Raw genomic sequence first — 15,795 nt, forward strand, 5'->3', positions numbered from 1 at the left:
CGTTATTGGCCCCAAACATCCTTGAGCACGTTGACCCAGTTTTCGCCCATGATTTTTCGCACCACGCGCTCGGGGTGACCGCGTTTGAGCAGGGTTTCGGTGAGGTTGGGGAACTCGCCCACGGTGCGGATGCCTAGCGGGTTGATGATGGTCCCGAAGCGGGTCAAACGTCGGGCATAGCCCTTGTCGTGGGTCAGCATTTCGAAAAAGTCCTGACCGTGCCCCTGCGTGAAATCGGTGCCAATTCCGATCGCGTCTTCGCCGACAATGTTGAGTGTGTATTCGATGGCCTCGGCGTAGTCGTCGATGGTGGAATCAATGCCCTTGGCCAAAAACGGCGCAAACATGGTCACGCCCACAAAGCCGCCATGATCGGCAATGAACTTGAGTTCGGCATCAGACTTATTGCGCGGGTGCTCCTTGAGCCCCGAAGGCAGGCAATGCGAATAGCACACCGGTTTTTTCGATTCGAGGATGACCTCTTCAGAGGTCTTTGGCCCCACATGAGACAAGTCGCACATGATGCCCACGCGGTTCATTTCGGCCACCACTTCGCGACCAAAACCTGAGAGCCCGCCATCACGTTCGTAGCAGCCGGTACCCACCAAATTTTGCGTGTTGTAGCACATCTGCACCACACCCACGCCGAGCTGCTTGAAGACCTCGATGTAACCCAGTTGGTCTTCAAACGCATGAGCATTTTGAAAGCCAAAGATGATGCCAGTTTTGCCTTGTTCTTTAGCGCGACGAATATCCGCGGTGGTTTTGACCGGGATCACCAGATCACTGTTATCGCGAATCAGGGTTTGGCTGGCGACGATGTTGTTGATCGTGGCCTGAAAGCCTTCCCACACCGACACCGTGCAATTGGCCGCGGTAAGACCGCCCTTGCGCATGTCCTCAAATAACTCGCGGTTCCATTTGGCAATAATCAGCCCGTCGATAACGATGCTGTCGGCGTGCAACTCGGCTGGGCTCATCAGGCGTCCCCTTATTGGCGATTGCTGCGCCGAACCGTCTGCCGGCGCCTTGGGGCCAGCATAGGCTTGGGGTCAAAACCGGCCGAGTGCAAAAGCGACAGCGTGATTGCCGAAAGCGTCACCCACGCCAAAGCGGCCAACGGCAATCAAATGGCCTATGCTGCGTGGCTATTCTTTGGCCCACGCTTGAGCCAGAATCCGCCTCAACTCTGGATTAGGAAGCCGCAATGAAATCGATTCTCCTGGCCTTGGCGTTGATCACAAGCGGTGCGTATGCGGCCGATGATGCCGACTACAACCCATGTGATGCCGTCGAAAACGACCAGCAAACCCTGGCGTGCTCGGTATACAGCCGCAACGCTGCCGAACAGTTGCTGACCGAAAACTACGAAGCCCTGCAAGCGCGCATGACGCAGTTGTATGGCAGCAACCCGACCCAACTCAACAACATCACCAGCAAGATCAAGACCGCTCAGGCGTTGTGGCTGCACCAACGCGATGCTGACTGCGCCATTGCTGTGTTCCCGGCCACGGCGGGCACTGAAGCGTTCAACATTGCGCAAAACGAGTGCATTGCTCGTGTCAGCGACGACCGATCTGAATTTCTGGAAACCATCGGCCAAGACTGATCGGCAGTTGCGAGCAGGTGTTTTTAACCAAGGGTATTTATGACTATTTGCGGGATCGAGATAAAAGGCAGCGAAGCTATTTTTGCGCTGGCAACCCAAGGCGCCAACGGCCTTGAACACACCGCCATCGCGACCAAAAAAATCGCCCTTGAAGACGATGAAGAGGCTGCCAACGTCAAAGCCTTTGCCGCCCAAATTGGGGCGTTCGTGCAGGCCAACGGCATTACCCGCATCGCCATCAAAAAGCGCAGCAAAAAAGGCGAATTCGCCGGTGGCCCGACCACGTTTAAAATCGAGGGCATCATTCAGTTATTGGATAACTGCGACGTCCAGTTGCTGTCGCCGCAAACCCTGAACGCTCAATTCAAAAAGCATGCGTTTGAGCTGCCCGCATCGCTTAACAAATACCAACATGACGCCTACAAAGCCGCATGCGCGGCGCTGTTAAAAACCCGCTGATGCGTCCGCCCTCCGGGGCGATTGGGGCAATGCGCACGCCTCTCGGGCAAACGAGGCAGGTACATAAAGGTCTTCCTCAAAGAAGGCCTGCAGGCTCTCAATATCAATACGATTGGGATCTGTTAGCACCACATTTTGGCTGGGGCCGATAAACACCACTGCGTCGTTGGCGGGTATGTTCGCGCAGGTGTGCTTACTGTTGAAGTCCAGCACGTGAGCCAATTTATAAGCCAACTCAGGCAGGCGTTCATCGCTCAACCTGTTGCCTCCCCAGCCCCAATAAAAGCCCATGACCACACATGAAACCAGGAAGAAACACGTAGAACTCATCAATGGGCCGGTCGGGTAGCGCCCTTTAAAAATCGCCTTTACCCACACCACGATGCTGACCCCGTGTACGACAGCCAATAAGCCGATCAGCGCAATAACAGGCGACAGGTATTTAAAAAAAATAAAGCCCGTCATAAAGGTCAGGCTCAACGGCAGCGCTGTGGCGTCAATGCCAAACACCCCATTAATCACCCCTGCCGCCTTTCCCGTAGCAAAGACCAACAGCGCTGTGGCCGCGACCGACACGATGAACTTGGTAAATCCGAACCTCCACAACACCTTAAAAAAGGCCATGCGCTCGATCTGAACGAGCACAAAAATGAACCCCAACAAGGTGCCGCAGACTTTGAACACAAACCGTTTTTCATCTAACCAGTCCCAACCGCTGCCATCTTGAATGCCCAAAAAAATCAGCACGGCCAGCGCAAGCCCCAAAACAATCAGCGCTTGCCAGAACTCGCTTTCCTCTTCCTCCTTTTTATCGCGCTTACCCTGAGCACGAGCGCGCATGTGCTCAACCATTTCAATGACATACCCTTTGAGGGTTATGCGCGAAACGCTCGACGTTTTTTCTTCCCCTTCAGCCAGTTCCTCGTACAGCGCCTCTATATGTTCTGCACTGCTGCGGGGCTTGTTGAATTGGTACTTGAGCGCTTTAACCGGCTTGCGTTGAAACACGACTGGCCCCTCGTTGTGAATCCATATCTGTGATGGGTGCAATGCGCACAGTGAGTCGAAAACGACCTGTTATTAGGCAAATCAGACATCAAGTCAAACCGCCCTTGCCCATCGCCCGAACCCCGACCAGAATCACTTCACGATCACGCCTCTGTAGAAGGACAAGAACATGATGCACGCGGACTTGATTGATGACGTGGACTTGCTGGGGCAATTGCGCTCGCTGGGGTTTGAAGTGTCGGGCACAGCCGAACAAGCCTGTAAGGCAGTCGTATGCGGCCTGAATGAAACCAATGCCCGGGCGCTCAAAGGCATGGTTGAGAAGCTTTACACCGGCAGCGCGACGATCTTGCCGACCGTGCGCCAAGCCATTGAAGAACAACTGCTACCGGGCTTGGCGCAGTTCAAGCAAAGTCACCCAACGTAGTCGCTGCCGAAGGCTGCGAGCTATTGAGCTCGGACTACACCCTTACGCTGGCAAAGGTCGATTCGTTGCGCGCTTGATTAAGCGCCGACATCGGCCCGGACAAGGGTGCCAGAAGCATGGATTGGGTCATCGGAATCAACTGTGTTTGCTGGGCAGTATTGGAGCCCACGCGTTCGTCGCGCGGTGGAATCCCGAAGTACTCGCGGTAGCACTTGGAGAAGTGCGGCGTGGACACAAACCCGCACACGGCCGCCACTTCAATAATCGACATGGGCGTTTGCTTGAGCAACTGCCGTGCCCGCACCAGCCGCAGCTTGAGGTAGTAACGCGACGGCGAGCAGTGCAGGTACTTCTGAAACAGCCGCTCAAGCTGGCGGCGAGACACAGTGACGTACACCGCAAGCTCATCAAGGTCGATGGGCTCTTCGAGGTTGGCCTCCATCAGCGCGACGATTTCCTGCAACTTGGGCTGGTTGGTGCCAAGCATATGTTTGAGCGGGACACGCTGGTGATCTTGTTCGTTACGAATGCGCTCGTACACAAACATTTCCGAAATGGCCGCCGACAATTCACGCCCATGATCGCGGCTGATAAGGTGCAGCATCATGTCCAGCGGCGCAGTGCCGCCCGAGCTGGTGAAACGGGTGCGATCAAGGGTGAACAAACGGGTGCTCATCGCCACCCGCGGGAAGGCTTCCTGCATTGAGGCCAAACACTCCCAATGCACGCTGCAATCAAAGCCATCGAGCAAACCTGCGTAGGCCAACGCCCAACTGCCCGTGCAGACGGCTCCCAAACGGCGCGACTGACGCGCTTGGCTTTGCAGCCAAGAAACATGCTCGCGGCTCACGGTGCGCTGAATGCCGATGCCGCCACACACAATCACCATGTCCAGCGCCGGGGCCTTGTGCATGCTCGCGTCGGGCGTCACTTGCAAACCATCGCTGGCCCACACCTGGCTGCCATCTGCACTCAAAGTGCTCCAGCGATACAACTCGCGACCCGACAACTGATTGGCCATGCGCAAGGGCTCTATCGCGGAGGCCAAAGAAATAAGCGTGAAATTGTCCAGCAGCAAAAAGCCGATGGATTGAGGCGTACGGTTCTGGGGTAAAGCCCCGGAGTTGAACGTCGTCATCGCGATATCTCCTCACACAGCAAGTGATGGCCCAAGCACAGGCTCTTGTTATGGCCCTCATGGCAGGGGCTTTGTGATCACAACGCAAATGCCATGCCTAAAGTTGAATGCGCATTCAACTTAGCCTGAAAACGACGTCGCAAAGTGTCTAGTTAGCTAGCGGGCAAACGCAGCCTGAACAGGCGTTTAACCCAGGCGTGCCGGGGCGCGAGGCACCGTTGAGCAAATAGGTAGCACTTGTGGGAAGAGGGCGAAACACAGGCATGGCGAAACGTCACTATCAGCACAATTTGTAGGAATTTGCCCCGCCGTGGTGCCGTGGTGCCGTGGTGCGCTTATAAAGAGCGTGCCTTCGTGGGAGCTGCCGCAGGCTGCGTTTTTTAGAACATCGCAGCCTGCGGCGGCTCCAACAGTCAATTGCACTCATATTTAAGCAGCCACGGTCTGTATACGACCTATCCGGCACCAGATACGACCCTCCCTGTACCAGATGCGACGCACCCTGTAGGCGTTTGATTTTGGCTGTTACATGATCAGTCTCGACTCGATTGCTAGATGCACTGGCTACTCGCTTGCCGGGCATCGCCCAACCGGAACTGATACGCGCGGGTTTCGATCGAAAACCGCCACTTAAACATCCAGGAGTCGCCCCATGAAAGGTTCCCCATTGTTGTTTTTGGCTGCACTGTTGAGTCTGCCTGCCTTCGCCCAAGCCGCTGAGCCAGCTCAATGCAGCACGGTTAATTTTTCAGATGTTGGCTGGACCGATATCACCGTCACCACTGCCGTGGCCAGCACCCTGCTTGATGCCCTCGGCTACAAAACCAAAACCACCATGATTTCTGTGCCCGTCACTTATAAGTCGCTGGCTGACGGCAAGAACATGGACGTGTTTCTCGGCAACTGGATGCCGACCATGGAAAACGATATCAAGCCCTACCGCGATGCGGGCACGGTTGAAACGGTGCGCGCCAATCTAGAAAACGCCAAATACACCCTCGCGGTGCCCGAAGCGCTCTATGACAAGGGCCTTAAGGACTTCGCCGATCTGCCTAAATTCAAGAAGGAGCTGGACGGCAAGATTTACGGCATTGAGCCGGGCAACGATGGCAATCGCATGATCCAGACCATGATCGACAAGAATGCGTTCGGCCTCAAAGACGCAGGTTTCAAGGTGGTGGAATCGAGCGAAGCCGGCATGTTGTCGCAAGTTGATCGCGCTCAACGTCGCGGCACGGATGTGGTGTTTCTGGGCTGGGAGCCGCACCCCATGAACACCCGTTTCAAGATGAAGTACCTCACTGGCGGCGATGACTTTTTTGGCCCCAATTACGGACAGGCCACCATCTACACCAACACCCGAAAAGGCTATAGCGAGGAGTGCAGCAACGTCGGTCAACTGCTGAAAAATCTGGTCTTCACCCTGGACATGGAAAGCACCCTGATGGGCAAGGTGCTCGATGACAAGATCAAGCCAAACGTGGCCGCCAAAGCCTGGCTCAAGCAAAACCCTCAAGTGCTCGACACTTGGTTGGCGGGCGTGACAACCCTCGATGGAAAGCCAGGTTTGGAGGCGGTCAAGGCCAGCCTTGCTCAGTAACCCGCAAGTGCCCGGCGGCGCGCTCGTCGGGCACTGTTTCACTCCCCTTGCATGCGGACGCTCACTACCATGCTGATTGATCAAAAAATCCCTCTAGGGCAGTACATCGCAGGCTTCGTAGACTTGCTGACGCAACATGGCGCCAGCACCTTCGACGCTATCGCGAGCACACTGGAAACGATGATCCACGGCGTGACGTTCGCGTTGACTTGGTTCAACCCCTTTGTGTTTATCGGGTTGATCGCTCTGCTCGCGCACGGGATACAGCGCAAGTGGGGCTTAACCGTGTTTGTGGCGTTGTCGTTTCTGCTGATCCTCAACTTGGGCTATTGGCAGGAGACGATGGAAACCCTGGCGCAGGTGCTGTTCGCGACCTTTGTGTGCGTGATTATTGGCGTGCCACTGGGGATTCTTGCCGCGCACAAACCGATGTTCTACACCTTCATGCGCCCGGTGCTGGACTTGATGCAGACCGTGCCGACCTTCGTTTACCTGATCCCCACCTTGACCCTGTTTGGGCTGGGTGTGGTGCCGGGGCTGATCTCTACCGTGGTCTTTGCAATTGCCGCGCCTATTCGGCTGACGTACTTGGGCATTCGCGACGTCCCCGTCGAACTGCTCGACGCAGGCAAGGCCTTCGGCTGTTCTGGCCGCCAGTTGCTGACCCGTATCGAGCTGCCCCACGCCATGCCGAGCATCGCCGCCGGGATCACTCAATGCATCATGTTGTCGTTATCGATGGTGGTTATTGCGGCTTTGGTCGGTGCTGATGGCTTGGGTAAACCAGTGGTCAACGCGCTTAACACTGCAGACATTGCCCTTGGATTTGAAGCCGGGCTGGCGATTGTGTTGCTGGCCATCATGCTCGATCGGATCTGCAAGCAGCCGGACGCGAAAAAAGGAGCCGACGCATGAGCATTATTCGTTTCGACAAGGTGGATGTGATTTTCGCCAAAGACCCGCGTGCGGCGCTCAATCTGCTGGATCAAGGCTTGTCGCGCGATGAGATTTTGAAAAAAACCGGCCAGATTGTGGGCGTCGAAAAGGCCAGCCTGGACATTGATAAAGGCGAGATTTGCGTGCTGATGGGCTTGTCCGGCTCGGGCAAGTCCAGCCTGTTGCGCTGTATCAACGGGCTTAATACGGTGAGCCGAGGCCACTTGTACGTGGAGCATGACGGCAAGCAAATCGACATAGCGTCCTGCACCCCCGCTGAGCTGAAAATGATGCGCACCCAGCGCATCGCTATGGTGTTCCAAAAATTCGCGTTAATGCCTTGGCTAACGGTGCGCGAGAACATCAGCTTCGGCCTGGAGATGCAGGGCCGCCCGGAGAAAGAGCGCCGTAAGTTGGTGAGCGAAAAATTGGAGTTGGTGGGCCTGACCCAATGGCGCAACAAAAAGCCGGATGAGTTAAGCGGCGGCATGCAGCAGCGCGTGGGCCTGGCGCGCGCGCTGGCAATGGATGCTGATATTTTGTTGATGGATGAGCCGTTTTCCGCGCTGGACCCGTTGATTCGCCAAGGCTTGCAGGACGAGTTGTTGGAGCTGCAACGCAAGCTGAACAAGACCATTGTGTTTGTGAGCCACGATCTAGATGAGGCGCTGAAGTTGGGCAGCCGGATTGCGATCATGAAAGACGGCAAAATCATTCAATACAGCAAACCCGAAGAGATCGTGCTCAACCCCGCGGACGACTACGTACGCACGTTTGTCGCCCATACCAACCCGCTGAACGTGCTGTGTGGACGCAGCCTGATGCGCACGCTGGACAACTGCAAACGCGTCAACGGCTCGGTGTGTATTGATCCGGGGGATGATTCCTGGATAGACCTGGCAGAAGGCAACACCATAAAAGGTGCGCGTCAGGGAGCGAGCACTGTTGATTTACAACACTGGAGCTGCGGCCAGCCGGTTGAAGGTTTGGGCCGCAAACCCACGCTGGTGGATTCGAGTATTGGCATGCGCGATGCGCTACAGATTCGTTATCAGACCGGCAACAAACTGGTGCTGCACGACAATCAACGGCTGGTGGGGATATTGGGCGATACCGAGCTGTATCACGCGTTGTTGGGTAAAAATTTGGGGTGATTGCACAACTGCCCCATCGGGTAGGAGCGAGCTTGCTCGCTCCTACCGGGGATGTGCTGCGTTAGCTGTAAACCCGGCCAAGGAGTTGGCGATGGCTTTCAAACTGATCGAGCACGTCACGGCCGATTTGCTCTTGGGTGAAGCCCATCAGGTCGTATTCTTGACTGCCGTTGTGCAAGTAAACCTCAGCGCGGTAGTAGCGACTACGCACTTCATCGGAGCTGGCGGCGTCTTGTGCGGACTCGCTTGGTGCGGCCAGATACCCGTCCAGGCTGACTTCGTAAACAAACGGGTTACCCTCGTCCATTTCAACTCGCAGGCCCATGCAGCGCTTGGCTTTGCCCAGCAAGGTCTGCACGTCAAAGCCCTGGCTGCGCAGTTGCGCCGCGGCCTCTTCCAGCGCCGGGGTCACGTGCTTGTCCATGAAGCGTTGCACCACGGCTTGAGTGGGTTGCAGCTCTTGGGCGGTCAAACGTTCGCTGAAGAAACCACTGCGACCACGGGCCGCCAGTTCAGCTTGTTCCTGCTCCATTTGGGTGTCCTGACGCATCGCTTTGTGCAGGCCAAACATGAACAGGACCAACACCACCGAGAACGGCAGCCCTGCCAACACAACCATGGTTTGCATGGCCGCAAAGTTACCCGCGAACAACAGACCAATGGTCACCAGCGTGATCACGACCGACCAGAAAATACGCAGCCAGTGCGGAGCGTCTTCATCGACGTCGCCGCCTTTGCACGACAGGTTGGCCATCATTACTGCGCCGGAGTCTGCCGGGGTCAGGAACAACACAAAACCCACAAAAATCGACACGCCAATCACGATTTTCGAGGCAGGGTAATGCTCAAGCAGTTGGTAAATGGCCATAGACGGCTGTTCGAGCGCCGTTTTACCCAGCTCTACCGCACCGTGGTTAACCACCAGATCCAGTGCCGAGTTGCCGAAGATCGACAACCACGCCAAGGTGAAGCCCAGCGGAATCAACAACACGCCCGCCACCAGCTCGCGCACGGTACGACCACGGGAAATACGCGCGATAAACATGCCGACGAATGGCGCCCAGGAAATCCACCATGCCCAGTAGAACAGGGTCCACAGCCCCAACCAGCCTTCGGTCTTTTTGGTGTCGCCTTCGTACACGTACAGGTCGAAGGTTTTCATGACGATGCCGTTGAGGTAATCGCCCGTGTTTTGCACAAAACCGTTGAGCAAGTGCAGCGTTGGGCCGAACAACAGCACAAAAATCAGCAAGCCGCTGAACAGCACGATGTTCAGGTTGGACAAGCGACGAATGCCGTTTTCAACGCCGGACACCGCAGCGATGGTGGCCACGGTGCTCATCACGATGATCACGATCAGCAAGTTGGTGTTGCTGTGTTCCATGCCGAACAGGTTTTCAAGCCCCGACGACACTTGCATCGAGCCAATGCCCAGGTTGGTCACAAGACCGAGCAAGGTCACGAACATGCCGAAGCCGTCTACCGCATGGCCCGCAGCGCCTTTAACCCAACGCTCGCCCATCAACGGGTACAACGCCGAACGCAACGCCAGCGGCTGGTTGTGACGGTAGGCAAAGTACGCCACGGCCAAACCGACCAGTGCGTAAATCGCCCAGCCGTGCAGGCCCCAATGCAGGAAAGTCAGTTGCAATGCCTGGCGCGCAGCTTCGTGACTACCCGACACACCTTCGGGCGGGTTGAAGTAGTGGTCCAGCGGCTCAGACGCGCCGAAGTACAGCAAGGAGATGCCAATGCCGGATGAAAAAAGCATCCCGGCCCAGGCCCCGTAGCTGAAATCCGGGGTGTCTTGCTTGGTCCCCAGTTTCAGTTTGCCGTAGGAGGAAAACGCCAGACCGACCACGAAGATCAGGTAAGCGGCGATCACCACCATGTAGTACCAACCGAAGCTGCGCGACAGCCACTCTTGGGCGATCCCCAAAACACGGCCCGCTTCTTCAGGTGCAGCGATCAAAATGGCGGTCAACAACAATATCAAGGCAGTGGAGGTGTAAAACACCCAACCGTTGACCGTCACCTTTTGCGGCGGGGTCTTTATAAGAGAGGCAGAACTCATTGCACGGATGCTCCAGGCAGTGCGAGAGAAGGACTAGATGCAACGCACCACACGACCAAACGCTTAGATAGCGACCAACGGTCGAGTGATATAAAGGCACCGCAAAAAAACCGGACCCCGCTCAGACAAATGATGTCTCTGTAGGAGCGAGCAAGCTCGCGAAGGCCTCAAGAGCATCGCGAGCAAGCTCGCTCCTGCTGGGTTCCGAAGAATTTACAGTGCCGTTTTGCGCCATTTATGCGTGGTGAAACAGCATCAATCGCGACGATTTGTCGCAGATCTTATTCTTTGTTGATTGAACGTTCAATCAAAACAAAATAGACTGGCCGCCGTTCAGTGATCTTTCTTGCACTGCTCGTCGGCCTAAGGAGATTTGCAAAATGCCCAAGGTCGGTATGCAGCCCATACGCCGCCAGCAGTTGATCGAAGCCACGTTAACGGCCGTCGATCAGGTCGGAATGGCAGACGCCAGCATTGCGCTGATTGCTCGTTTAGCCGGTGTGTCGAACGGCATCATCAGCCATTACTTTCGGGACAAAAACGGTCTGATAGCCGCCACCATGCGCTATCTGATGAATGTCCTGATCGATAACGTCACCGAGCGCCGCCAAGCGCTGGGCGACGACAGCCCAAGGGCGCACTTGCAGGTCATCGTTGAAGGCAACTTCGACGCCAGCCAGGTCAGTGGCCCGGCAATGAAAACTTGGCTGGCCTTTTGGGCCGCCAGCATGCACCAGCCGTCGTTACACAGATTGCAGCGGATCAACGATCACCGCCTGTACTCAAACTTGTGCTGCCAATTTCGCCGAGCCCTGCCACTGGCAGAAGCCCGCAACGCAGCGCGTGGTCTGGCGGCACTGATTGATGGTCTATGGTTGCGGGGTGCCTTGTCGGGAGACGCTTTCGACACCGAACAGGCGCAACGCATCTGCTACGAATATATGGATCTACAACTGGCGAAACAGGTGAGTTAGGCCTCAATAAACGCTTAACCCCTGAACTGTCGTGAATCTGAGTTGCCCCAGCTAGATGGCCCCCGGATTCACGATGAACGCCAACCACTTATGCACTTGTCTGCACTTGCGAGGATTTTATGGCCCGTTTCGAACTGCAAAAACTCTACATCGACGGTGGCTACACCGACGCCGGTAGCGACGCTACCTTCGATGCCATCAACCCGGCCAACGGCGAAGTCCTTGCTCAAGTGCAGCGTGCGACCAAAGAAGACGTCGAGCGCGCTGTTGTCAGCGCTGAAAAAGGCCAGAAAATCTGGGCTGCCATGACCTCGATGGAGCGTTCGCGCATCCTGCGTCGTGCCGTGGACATCCTGCGCGAGCGCAACGATGAACTGGCCGCACTGGAAACCCTGGACACCGGCAAGTCGTACTCCGAAACCCGTTATGTAGACATCGTGACCGGTGCCGACGTGCTGGAATACTACGCAGGCCTGGCGACCGCCATCGAAGGCGAGCAAATCCCGCTGCGTGACACCTCTTTCGTTTACACCCGTCGCGAACCGCTGGGCGTTGTGGCCGGTATCGGCGCGTGGAACTACCCGATTCAGATCGCACTTTGGAAGTCCGCACCTGCGCTGGCTGCCGGTAACGCGATGATCTTCAAGCCAAGCGAAGTCACTTCCCTGACCACCTTGAAACTGGCTGAAATCTACACCGCCGCTGGCCTGCCAGACGGCGTGTTCAACGTGCTGACCGGCAGCGGCCGTGAAGTCGGCACCTGGTTGACCGAGCACCCGCGCATCGAGAAAATCTCGTTCACGGGCGGCACCGACACTGGCAAAAAAGTAACCTCCAGCGCCACCAGCTCTTCGCTCAAAGAAGTGACCATGGAACTGGGCGGCAAGTCGCCGCTGATCATTTTTGACGATGCCGATTTGGATCGCGCCGCTGACACCGCAATGATGGCCAACTTCTACAGCTCGGGTCAGGTCTGCACCAACGGCACTCGCGTGTTCATCCCGACTGCAATGAAAGCGGCTTTCGAAGCCAAGATTCTGGAACGCGTTGCCCGCATCCGCATCGGCAACCCAGAAGACGAAAACACCAACTTCGGCCCGCTGGTCAGCTTCGCTCACATGGAGAGCGTGCTGGGCTACATTGCCAAAGGTAAAGAAGAAGGCGCCCGTGTTCTGTGCGGCGGCCAACGTCTGACCGAAGGTGATCTGGCCAAAGGCGCATTTGTGGCACCGACCGTGTTCACCGACTGCACCGACGAGATGACCATCGTTAAAGAAGAAATCTTCGGCCCGGTGATGAGCATCCTCACTTACGACACCGAAGAAGAAGTGATCCGCCGCGCCAACGACACCGAGTTTGGCCTGGCAGCGGGCGTTGTGACCAAAGACCTGAACCGCGCCCACCGCGTGATTCATCAATTAGAAGCCGGTATTTGCTGGATCAACGCGTGGGGCGAGTCCGACGCAAAAATGCCGGTTGGCGGTTACAAGCAGTCGGGCATTGGCCGTGAAAACGGCATTAGCTCGCTGGCCCAGTACACGCAAATCAAATCGGTACAGGTTGAGCTGGGCGACTACGTTTCGGTGTTCTAAACCCGTCCGTTTCGTAGGAGCCGCAAGAGGCTGCGATCTTTTGATCCTAAAGATCGCAGCCTTCGGCAGCTCCTACGGCCCGCTGTGATCTGACTAACTTCAAAGAGGGTGCATTTAATGTCCCAAGAATTCGATTACATCATCATTGGTGCCGGCTCCGCCGGTAACACCCTGGCGACCCGTCTAACTGAAGACCAAGGCGTCACCGTGCTGCTGCTTGAAGCGGGTGGCCCAGACTACCGTTTCGACTTCCGTACCCAAATGCCTGCGGCATTGGCGTACCCGTTGCAGGGCCGTCGCTACAACTGGGCCTTTGAAACCGATCCAGAACCCCACATGGACGGCCGTCGCATGGAATGTGGCCGTGGCAAAGGTTTGGGCGGCTCTTCGCTGATCAACGGCATGTGCTACATCCGCGGTAACGCTATGGACTACGACGGCTGGGCAAAAAAACCTGGCCTTGAAGACTGGACCTACCTGGACTGTCTGCCGTATTTCCGTAAAGCCGAAACCCGCGACATCGGCCCGAACGATTACCACGGTGGCGATGGCCCGGTCAGCGTGACCACGCCTAAAGCCGGTAACAACGTGTTGTTCCACGCGATGGTTGAAGCAGGCGTACAAGCCGGCTACCCACGCACCGAAGACCTGAACGGCTATCAGCAAGAAGGTTTCGGCCCGATGGACCGTACCGTGACGCCTAACGGCCGTCGCGCCAGCACCGCTCGCGGCTACCTCGACACCGCCAAGCAGCGTTCGACCCTGACCATCGTGACCCACGCCCTGACCGACAAGATTGTGTTTGAAGGCAAGCGTGCTGTTGGTGTGTCTTACATGGTTGGCAGCAGCGACACCCGAATTGAAGCCAAAGCGCGCAAAGAAGTGCTGCTGTGCAGCGGCGCAATTGGTTCGCCAACGGTGCTGCAACGCTCCGGCGTCGGCCCGGCTGAGCTGTTGAACAGCCTCGACATCCCGGTGGTTCATGACCTGCCGGGCGTTGGCCGCAACCTGCAAGACCACCTTGAGCTGTACTTGCAATACGCATGCACTCAGCCAGTGTCGCTGTACCCATCGCTGCTGTGGTGGAACCAGCCCGCCATTGGCGCTGAATGGATGTTCAAAGGCACCGGTATCGGCGCCAGCAACCAGTTCGAGGCCGGTGGTTTTATCCGCACTCGCCCTGACTTCGAATGGCCGAACATTCAGTACCACTTCCTGCCGGTAGCGATTAACTACAACGGCAGCAATGGCGTGAAAGAGCACGGTTTCCAGGCGCACATGGGGTCTATGCGTTCGCCGAGCCGTGGCCGGATCAACGTGGTGTCCAAAGACCCGCGCGAGTACCCGAGCATTCTGTTCAATTACATGTCTTCCGAGCAGGACTGGCAGGAGTTCCGTGACGGCATCCGCCTGACCCGCGAAATCATGCAACAGCCTGCGCTGGATGCGTACCGTGGCCGCGAAATCAGCCCGGGTATCGACAAACAGACTGACGAAGAGCTCGACACATTTATCCGCGAACACGCCGAGACCGCGTTCCACCCGTCCTGCTCGTGCAAGATGGGCACCGACGAAATGGCCGTCGTGGATGGCGAAGGTCGCGTTCACGGCATGCAAGGTTTGCGTGTGATTGATGCCTCGATCATGCCGCTGATTACCACCGGCAACCTGAACGCACCCACGATCATGATCGCCGAAAAAATCGCCGACAAAATCCGTGGCCGTCAGCCGCTGCCACGCAGCACTGCCGACTACTACGTCGCAGGCGATGCGCCGGTACGTGGCAAGCCACTGCGTGATGTAAGCCGCACCGCGCAGTAACACCCAAATCGGTAGTCGCTGCCAAAGGCTGCGATCAGGGCCGAAGGACCCCGCTTTGTATTTCAAAAGCGGGGTCGCTTCGTAACCCCTCGCAGCCTGCGACAGCGACTACCGTTTTTGTTTCACCTGCCCTCCGCTTGCCCCGGCCTCAACGCAGGCCTACTCTAGTGCCTCGTTTCGCGCCACACCCCCCCGCCCCATCGACACGCCAGCACCTGCCTGGCCAAGAGGTTTTCTATGTTTGATGTCGTCTCTTCGAGCAAATGGCCAACCGGCTTTCTGATTAACCCAAACGCAGAACCTCTCGATCCAAAGTGGCTGACCGAGTTCAGCAAAATTCCTGCGGCTGCGGTCAGTGACTGTCTTGGCCGCAACGTTGGCGGCTTAGGACTCAAACCGTTCCACGGCAGCCGTCCAATGCTGGGCAGCGCGTTGACTGTACGCGTGCGCCCAGGCGACAACCTGATGATCCTAAAAGCCATGCAAATGGCCCGCCCAGGCGATGTACTGGTGATCGACGGCAGCGCTGACCTGACCCGCGCCGTATTCGGCGGCATCATGCGCGCTATGGCTCTTAAGGCCGGGATTGTGGGTGTGGTCATCAATGGCGCCCTGCGTGACCTCGACGAATGGCAAACCGGTGAACTGCCTGCTTACGCCATCGGCGGTGTACACCGCGGCCCGAGCACCGATGGCGGCGGCGAAATCAACGTGCCGATTTCGTGCGCTGGCATGCTGGTTATGCCGGGCGACTTGATGATCGGCGACGGCGACGGCGTGGTTGCAGCTTCGCGTACCGAGCTGCCTGAACTGCTGATCCGCTGCCACGACCTGTTGGCGCGCGAGCAAGCGACCTTGGCGGCCATCGAAGCCGGCACCTTGGACCCAGATCGTTTTGACGCCATCCTGCGCGCCAAGGGTTGCCCGGTTTAAGGCCCGCCCCTTCTGTCGGCACTGGCGCTGGCTACGATCTTCTAAAAGATCAAAAGATCGCAGCCTGCGA

General features: G+C 56.9%; 14 protein-coding genes. 10 read left to right on the forward strand and 4 right to left on the reverse strand.

Features of this window, described 5'->3' with window-relative positions:
• Nucleotides 1-2 precede the first annotated feature (2 nt).
• Entirely contained in the window at nucleotides 3-980 is a 978-nt protein-coding gene (locus ACZRJQ_RS08995; protein ID WP_463978015.1) for a dipeptidase, read from the reverse strand.
• A 227-nt stretch (nucleotides 981-1,207) separates the two neighbouring features.
• Between ACZRJQ_RS08995 and ACZRJQ_RS09000 the strand changes: the two genes are divergently transcribed.
• The gene (locus tag ACZRJQ_RS09000; protein ID WP_463978016.1) at nucleotides 1,208-1,609 is read left to right on the forward strand and encodes a lysozyme inhibitor LprI family protein; all 402 of its coding nucleotides are present in this window, start codon (nucleotides 1,208-1,210) and stop codon (nucleotides 1,607-1,609) included.
• A gap of 39 nt (nucleotides 1,610-1,648) precedes the next feature.
• A complete protein-coding gene (locus ACZRJQ_RS09005; protein ID WP_463978017.1) occupies nucleotides 1,649-2,068 on the forward strand; it encodes a DUF3010 family protein in 420 nt (139 codons plus the stop codon).
• On the opposite strand, the gene ACZRJQ_RS09010 is transcribed toward ACZRJQ_RS09005, so the two are convergent.
• Entirely contained in the window at nucleotides 2,054-3,076 is a 1,023-nt protein-coding gene (locus tag ACZRJQ_RS09010; RefSeq protein ID WP_463978018.1) for a hypothetical protein, read from the reverse strand. The two genes, ACZRJQ_RS09005 and ACZRJQ_RS09010, sit on opposite strands and share 15 nt — an antisense overlap.
• 169 nt (nucleotides 3,077-3,245) lie before the next feature.
• On the opposite strand from ACZRJQ_RS09010, the gene ACZRJQ_RS09015 reads away from it, so the two are divergent.
• Nucleotides 3,246-3,503 (forward strand): hypothetical protein, encoded by a 258-nt coding sequence (locus tag ACZRJQ_RS09015; protein ID WP_463978019.1) that lies wholly within the window; start codon nucleotides 3,246-3,248, stop codon nucleotides 3,501-3,503.
• A gap of 34 nt (nucleotides 3,504-3,537) precedes the next feature.
• On the opposite strand, the gene gbdR is transcribed toward ACZRJQ_RS09015, so the two are convergent.
• Nucleotides 3,538-4,641 (reverse strand): choline metabolism transcriptional regulator GbdR, encoded by a 1,104-nt coding sequence (gbdR, locus tag ACZRJQ_RS09020; RefSeq protein WP_463978020.1) that lies wholly within the window; start codon nucleotides 4,639-4,641, stop codon nucleotides 3,538-3,540.
• Between the two features lie 652 nt (nucleotides 4,642-5,293).
• On the opposite strand from gbdR, the gene ACZRJQ_RS09025 reads away from it, so the two are divergent.
• The 3 genes from ACZRJQ_RS09025 (at nucleotide 5,294) to choV (ending at nucleotide 8,331) form a co-directional block, all read left to right on the forward strand.
• Nucleotides 5,294-6,241, forward strand: coding sequence for a choline ABC transporter substrate-binding protein (locus ACZRJQ_RS09025; RefSeq protein ID WP_463978021.1), 948 nt, complete (start codon nucleotides 5,294-5,296; stop codon nucleotides 6,239-6,241).
• 69 nt (nucleotides 6,242-6,310) lie between these two features.
• The gene (gene choW / locus ACZRJQ_RS09030; protein ID WP_463978022.1) at nucleotides 6,311-7,156 is read left to right on the forward strand and encodes a choline ABC transporter permease subunit; all 846 of its coding nucleotides are present in this window, start codon (nucleotides 6,311-6,313) and stop codon (nucleotides 7,154-7,156) included.
• Nucleotides 7,153-8,331 (forward strand): choline ABC transporter ATP-binding protein, encoded by a 1,179-nt coding sequence (gene choV, locus ACZRJQ_RS09035; protein WP_463978023.1) that lies wholly within the window; start codon nucleotides 7,153-7,155, stop codon nucleotides 8,329-8,331. The genes choW and choV overlap by 4 nt, the downstream gene beginning before the upstream one ends.
• A 61-nt stretch (nucleotides 8,332-8,392) precedes the next feature.
• Here choV and ACZRJQ_RS09040 read toward each other — a convergent pair whose 3' ends face one another.
• Complete coding sequence (locus tag ACZRJQ_RS09040; RefSeq protein WP_463978291.1) at nucleotides 8,393-10,348, reverse strand: BCCT family transporter; 1,956 nt, start codon at nucleotides 10,346-10,348, stop codon at nucleotides 8,393-8,395.
• Nucleotides 10,349-10,785: 437 nt separating this feature from the next.
• Between ACZRJQ_RS09040 and betI the strand changes: the two genes are divergently transcribed.
• The 4 genes from betI (at nucleotide 10,786) to ACZRJQ_RS09060 (ending at nucleotide 15,725) form a co-directional block, all read left to right on the forward strand.
• A complete protein-coding gene (gene betI / locus ACZRJQ_RS09045) occupies nucleotides 10,786-11,379 on the forward strand; it encodes a transcriptional regulator BetI (RefSeq protein ID WP_463978024.1) in 594 nt (197 codons plus the stop codon).
• Between the two features lie 119 nt (nucleotides 11,380-11,498).
• Nucleotides 11,499-12,971, forward strand: coding sequence for a betaine-aldehyde dehydrogenase (gene betB, locus ACZRJQ_RS09050; protein ID WP_463978025.1), 1,473 nt, complete (start codon nucleotides 11,499-11,501; stop codon nucleotides 12,969-12,971).
• 117 nt (nucleotides 12,972-13,088) lie between these two features.
• Nucleotides 13,089-14,792 carry a choline dehydrogenase gene (gene betA, locus ACZRJQ_RS09055; RefSeq protein ID WP_463978026.1) on the forward strand — a complete coding sequence of 568 codons (1,704 nt, stop codon included), beginning with the start codon at nucleotides 13,089-13,091 and terminating at the stop codon, nucleotides 14,790-14,792.
• Between the two features lie 237 nt (nucleotides 14,793-15,029).
• The gene (locus tag ACZRJQ_RS09060; RefSeq protein ID WP_463978027.1) at nucleotides 15,030-15,725 is read left to right on the forward strand and encodes an RraA family protein; all 696 of its coding nucleotides are present in this window, start codon (nucleotides 15,030-15,032) and stop codon (nucleotides 15,723-15,725) included.
• Nucleotides 15,726-15,795 lie beyond the last annotated feature (70 nt).

The organism is Pseudomonas sp. E315 (assembly GCF_055406205.1).

Excerpts from the sequence above, each read along its gene's own strand:
- ACZRJQ_RS09025 (WP_463978021.1), top strand. The coding sequence starts at position 5,294 with ATGAAAGGTTCCCCATTGTTGTTTTTGGCTGCACTGTTGAGTCTGCCT.
- choW (WP_463978022.1), top strand. The coding sequence starts at position 6,311 with ATGCTGATTGATCAAAAAATCCCTCTAGGGCAGTACATCGCAGGCTTC.
- ACZRJQ_RS09015 (WP_463978019.1), top strand. The coding sequence starts at position 3,246 with ATGATGCACGCGGACTTGATTGATGACGTGGACTTGCTGGGGCAATTG.
- gbdR (WP_463978020.1), bottom strand. The coding sequence starts at position 4,641 with ATGACGACGTTCAACTCCGGGGCTTTACCCCAGAACCGTACGCCTCAA.
- betB (WP_463978025.1), top strand. The coding sequence starts at position 11,499 with ATGGCCCGTTTCGAACTGCAAAAACTCTACATCGACGGTGGCTACACC.
- choV (WP_463978023.1), top strand. The coding sequence starts at position 7,153 with ATGAGCATTATTCGTTTCGACAAGGTGGATGTGATTTTCGCCAAAGAC.
- betA (WP_463978026.1), top strand. The coding sequence starts at position 13,089 with ATGTCCCAAGAATTCGATTACATCATCATTGGTGCCGGCTCCGCCGGT.
- ACZRJQ_RS09005 (WP_463978017.1), top strand. The coding sequence starts at position 1,649 with ATGACTATTTGCGGGATCGAGATAAAAGGCAGCGAAGCTATTTTTGCG.
- ACZRJQ_RS08995 (WP_463978015.1), bottom strand. The coding sequence starts at position 980 with ATGAGCCCAGCCGAGTTGCACGCCGACAGCATCGTTATCGACGGGCTG.
- ACZRJQ_RS09060 (WP_463978027.1), top strand. The coding sequence starts at position 15,030 with ATGTTTGATGTCGTCTCTTCGAGCAAATGGCCAACCGGCTTTCTGATT.
- betI (WP_463978024.1), top strand. The coding sequence starts at position 10,786 with ATGCCCAAGGTCGGTATGCAGCCCATACGCCGCCAGCAGTTGATCGAA.
- ACZRJQ_RS09000 (WP_463978016.1), top strand. The coding sequence starts at position 1,208 with ATGAAATCGATTCTCCTGGCCTTGGCGTTGATCACAAGCGGTGCGTAT.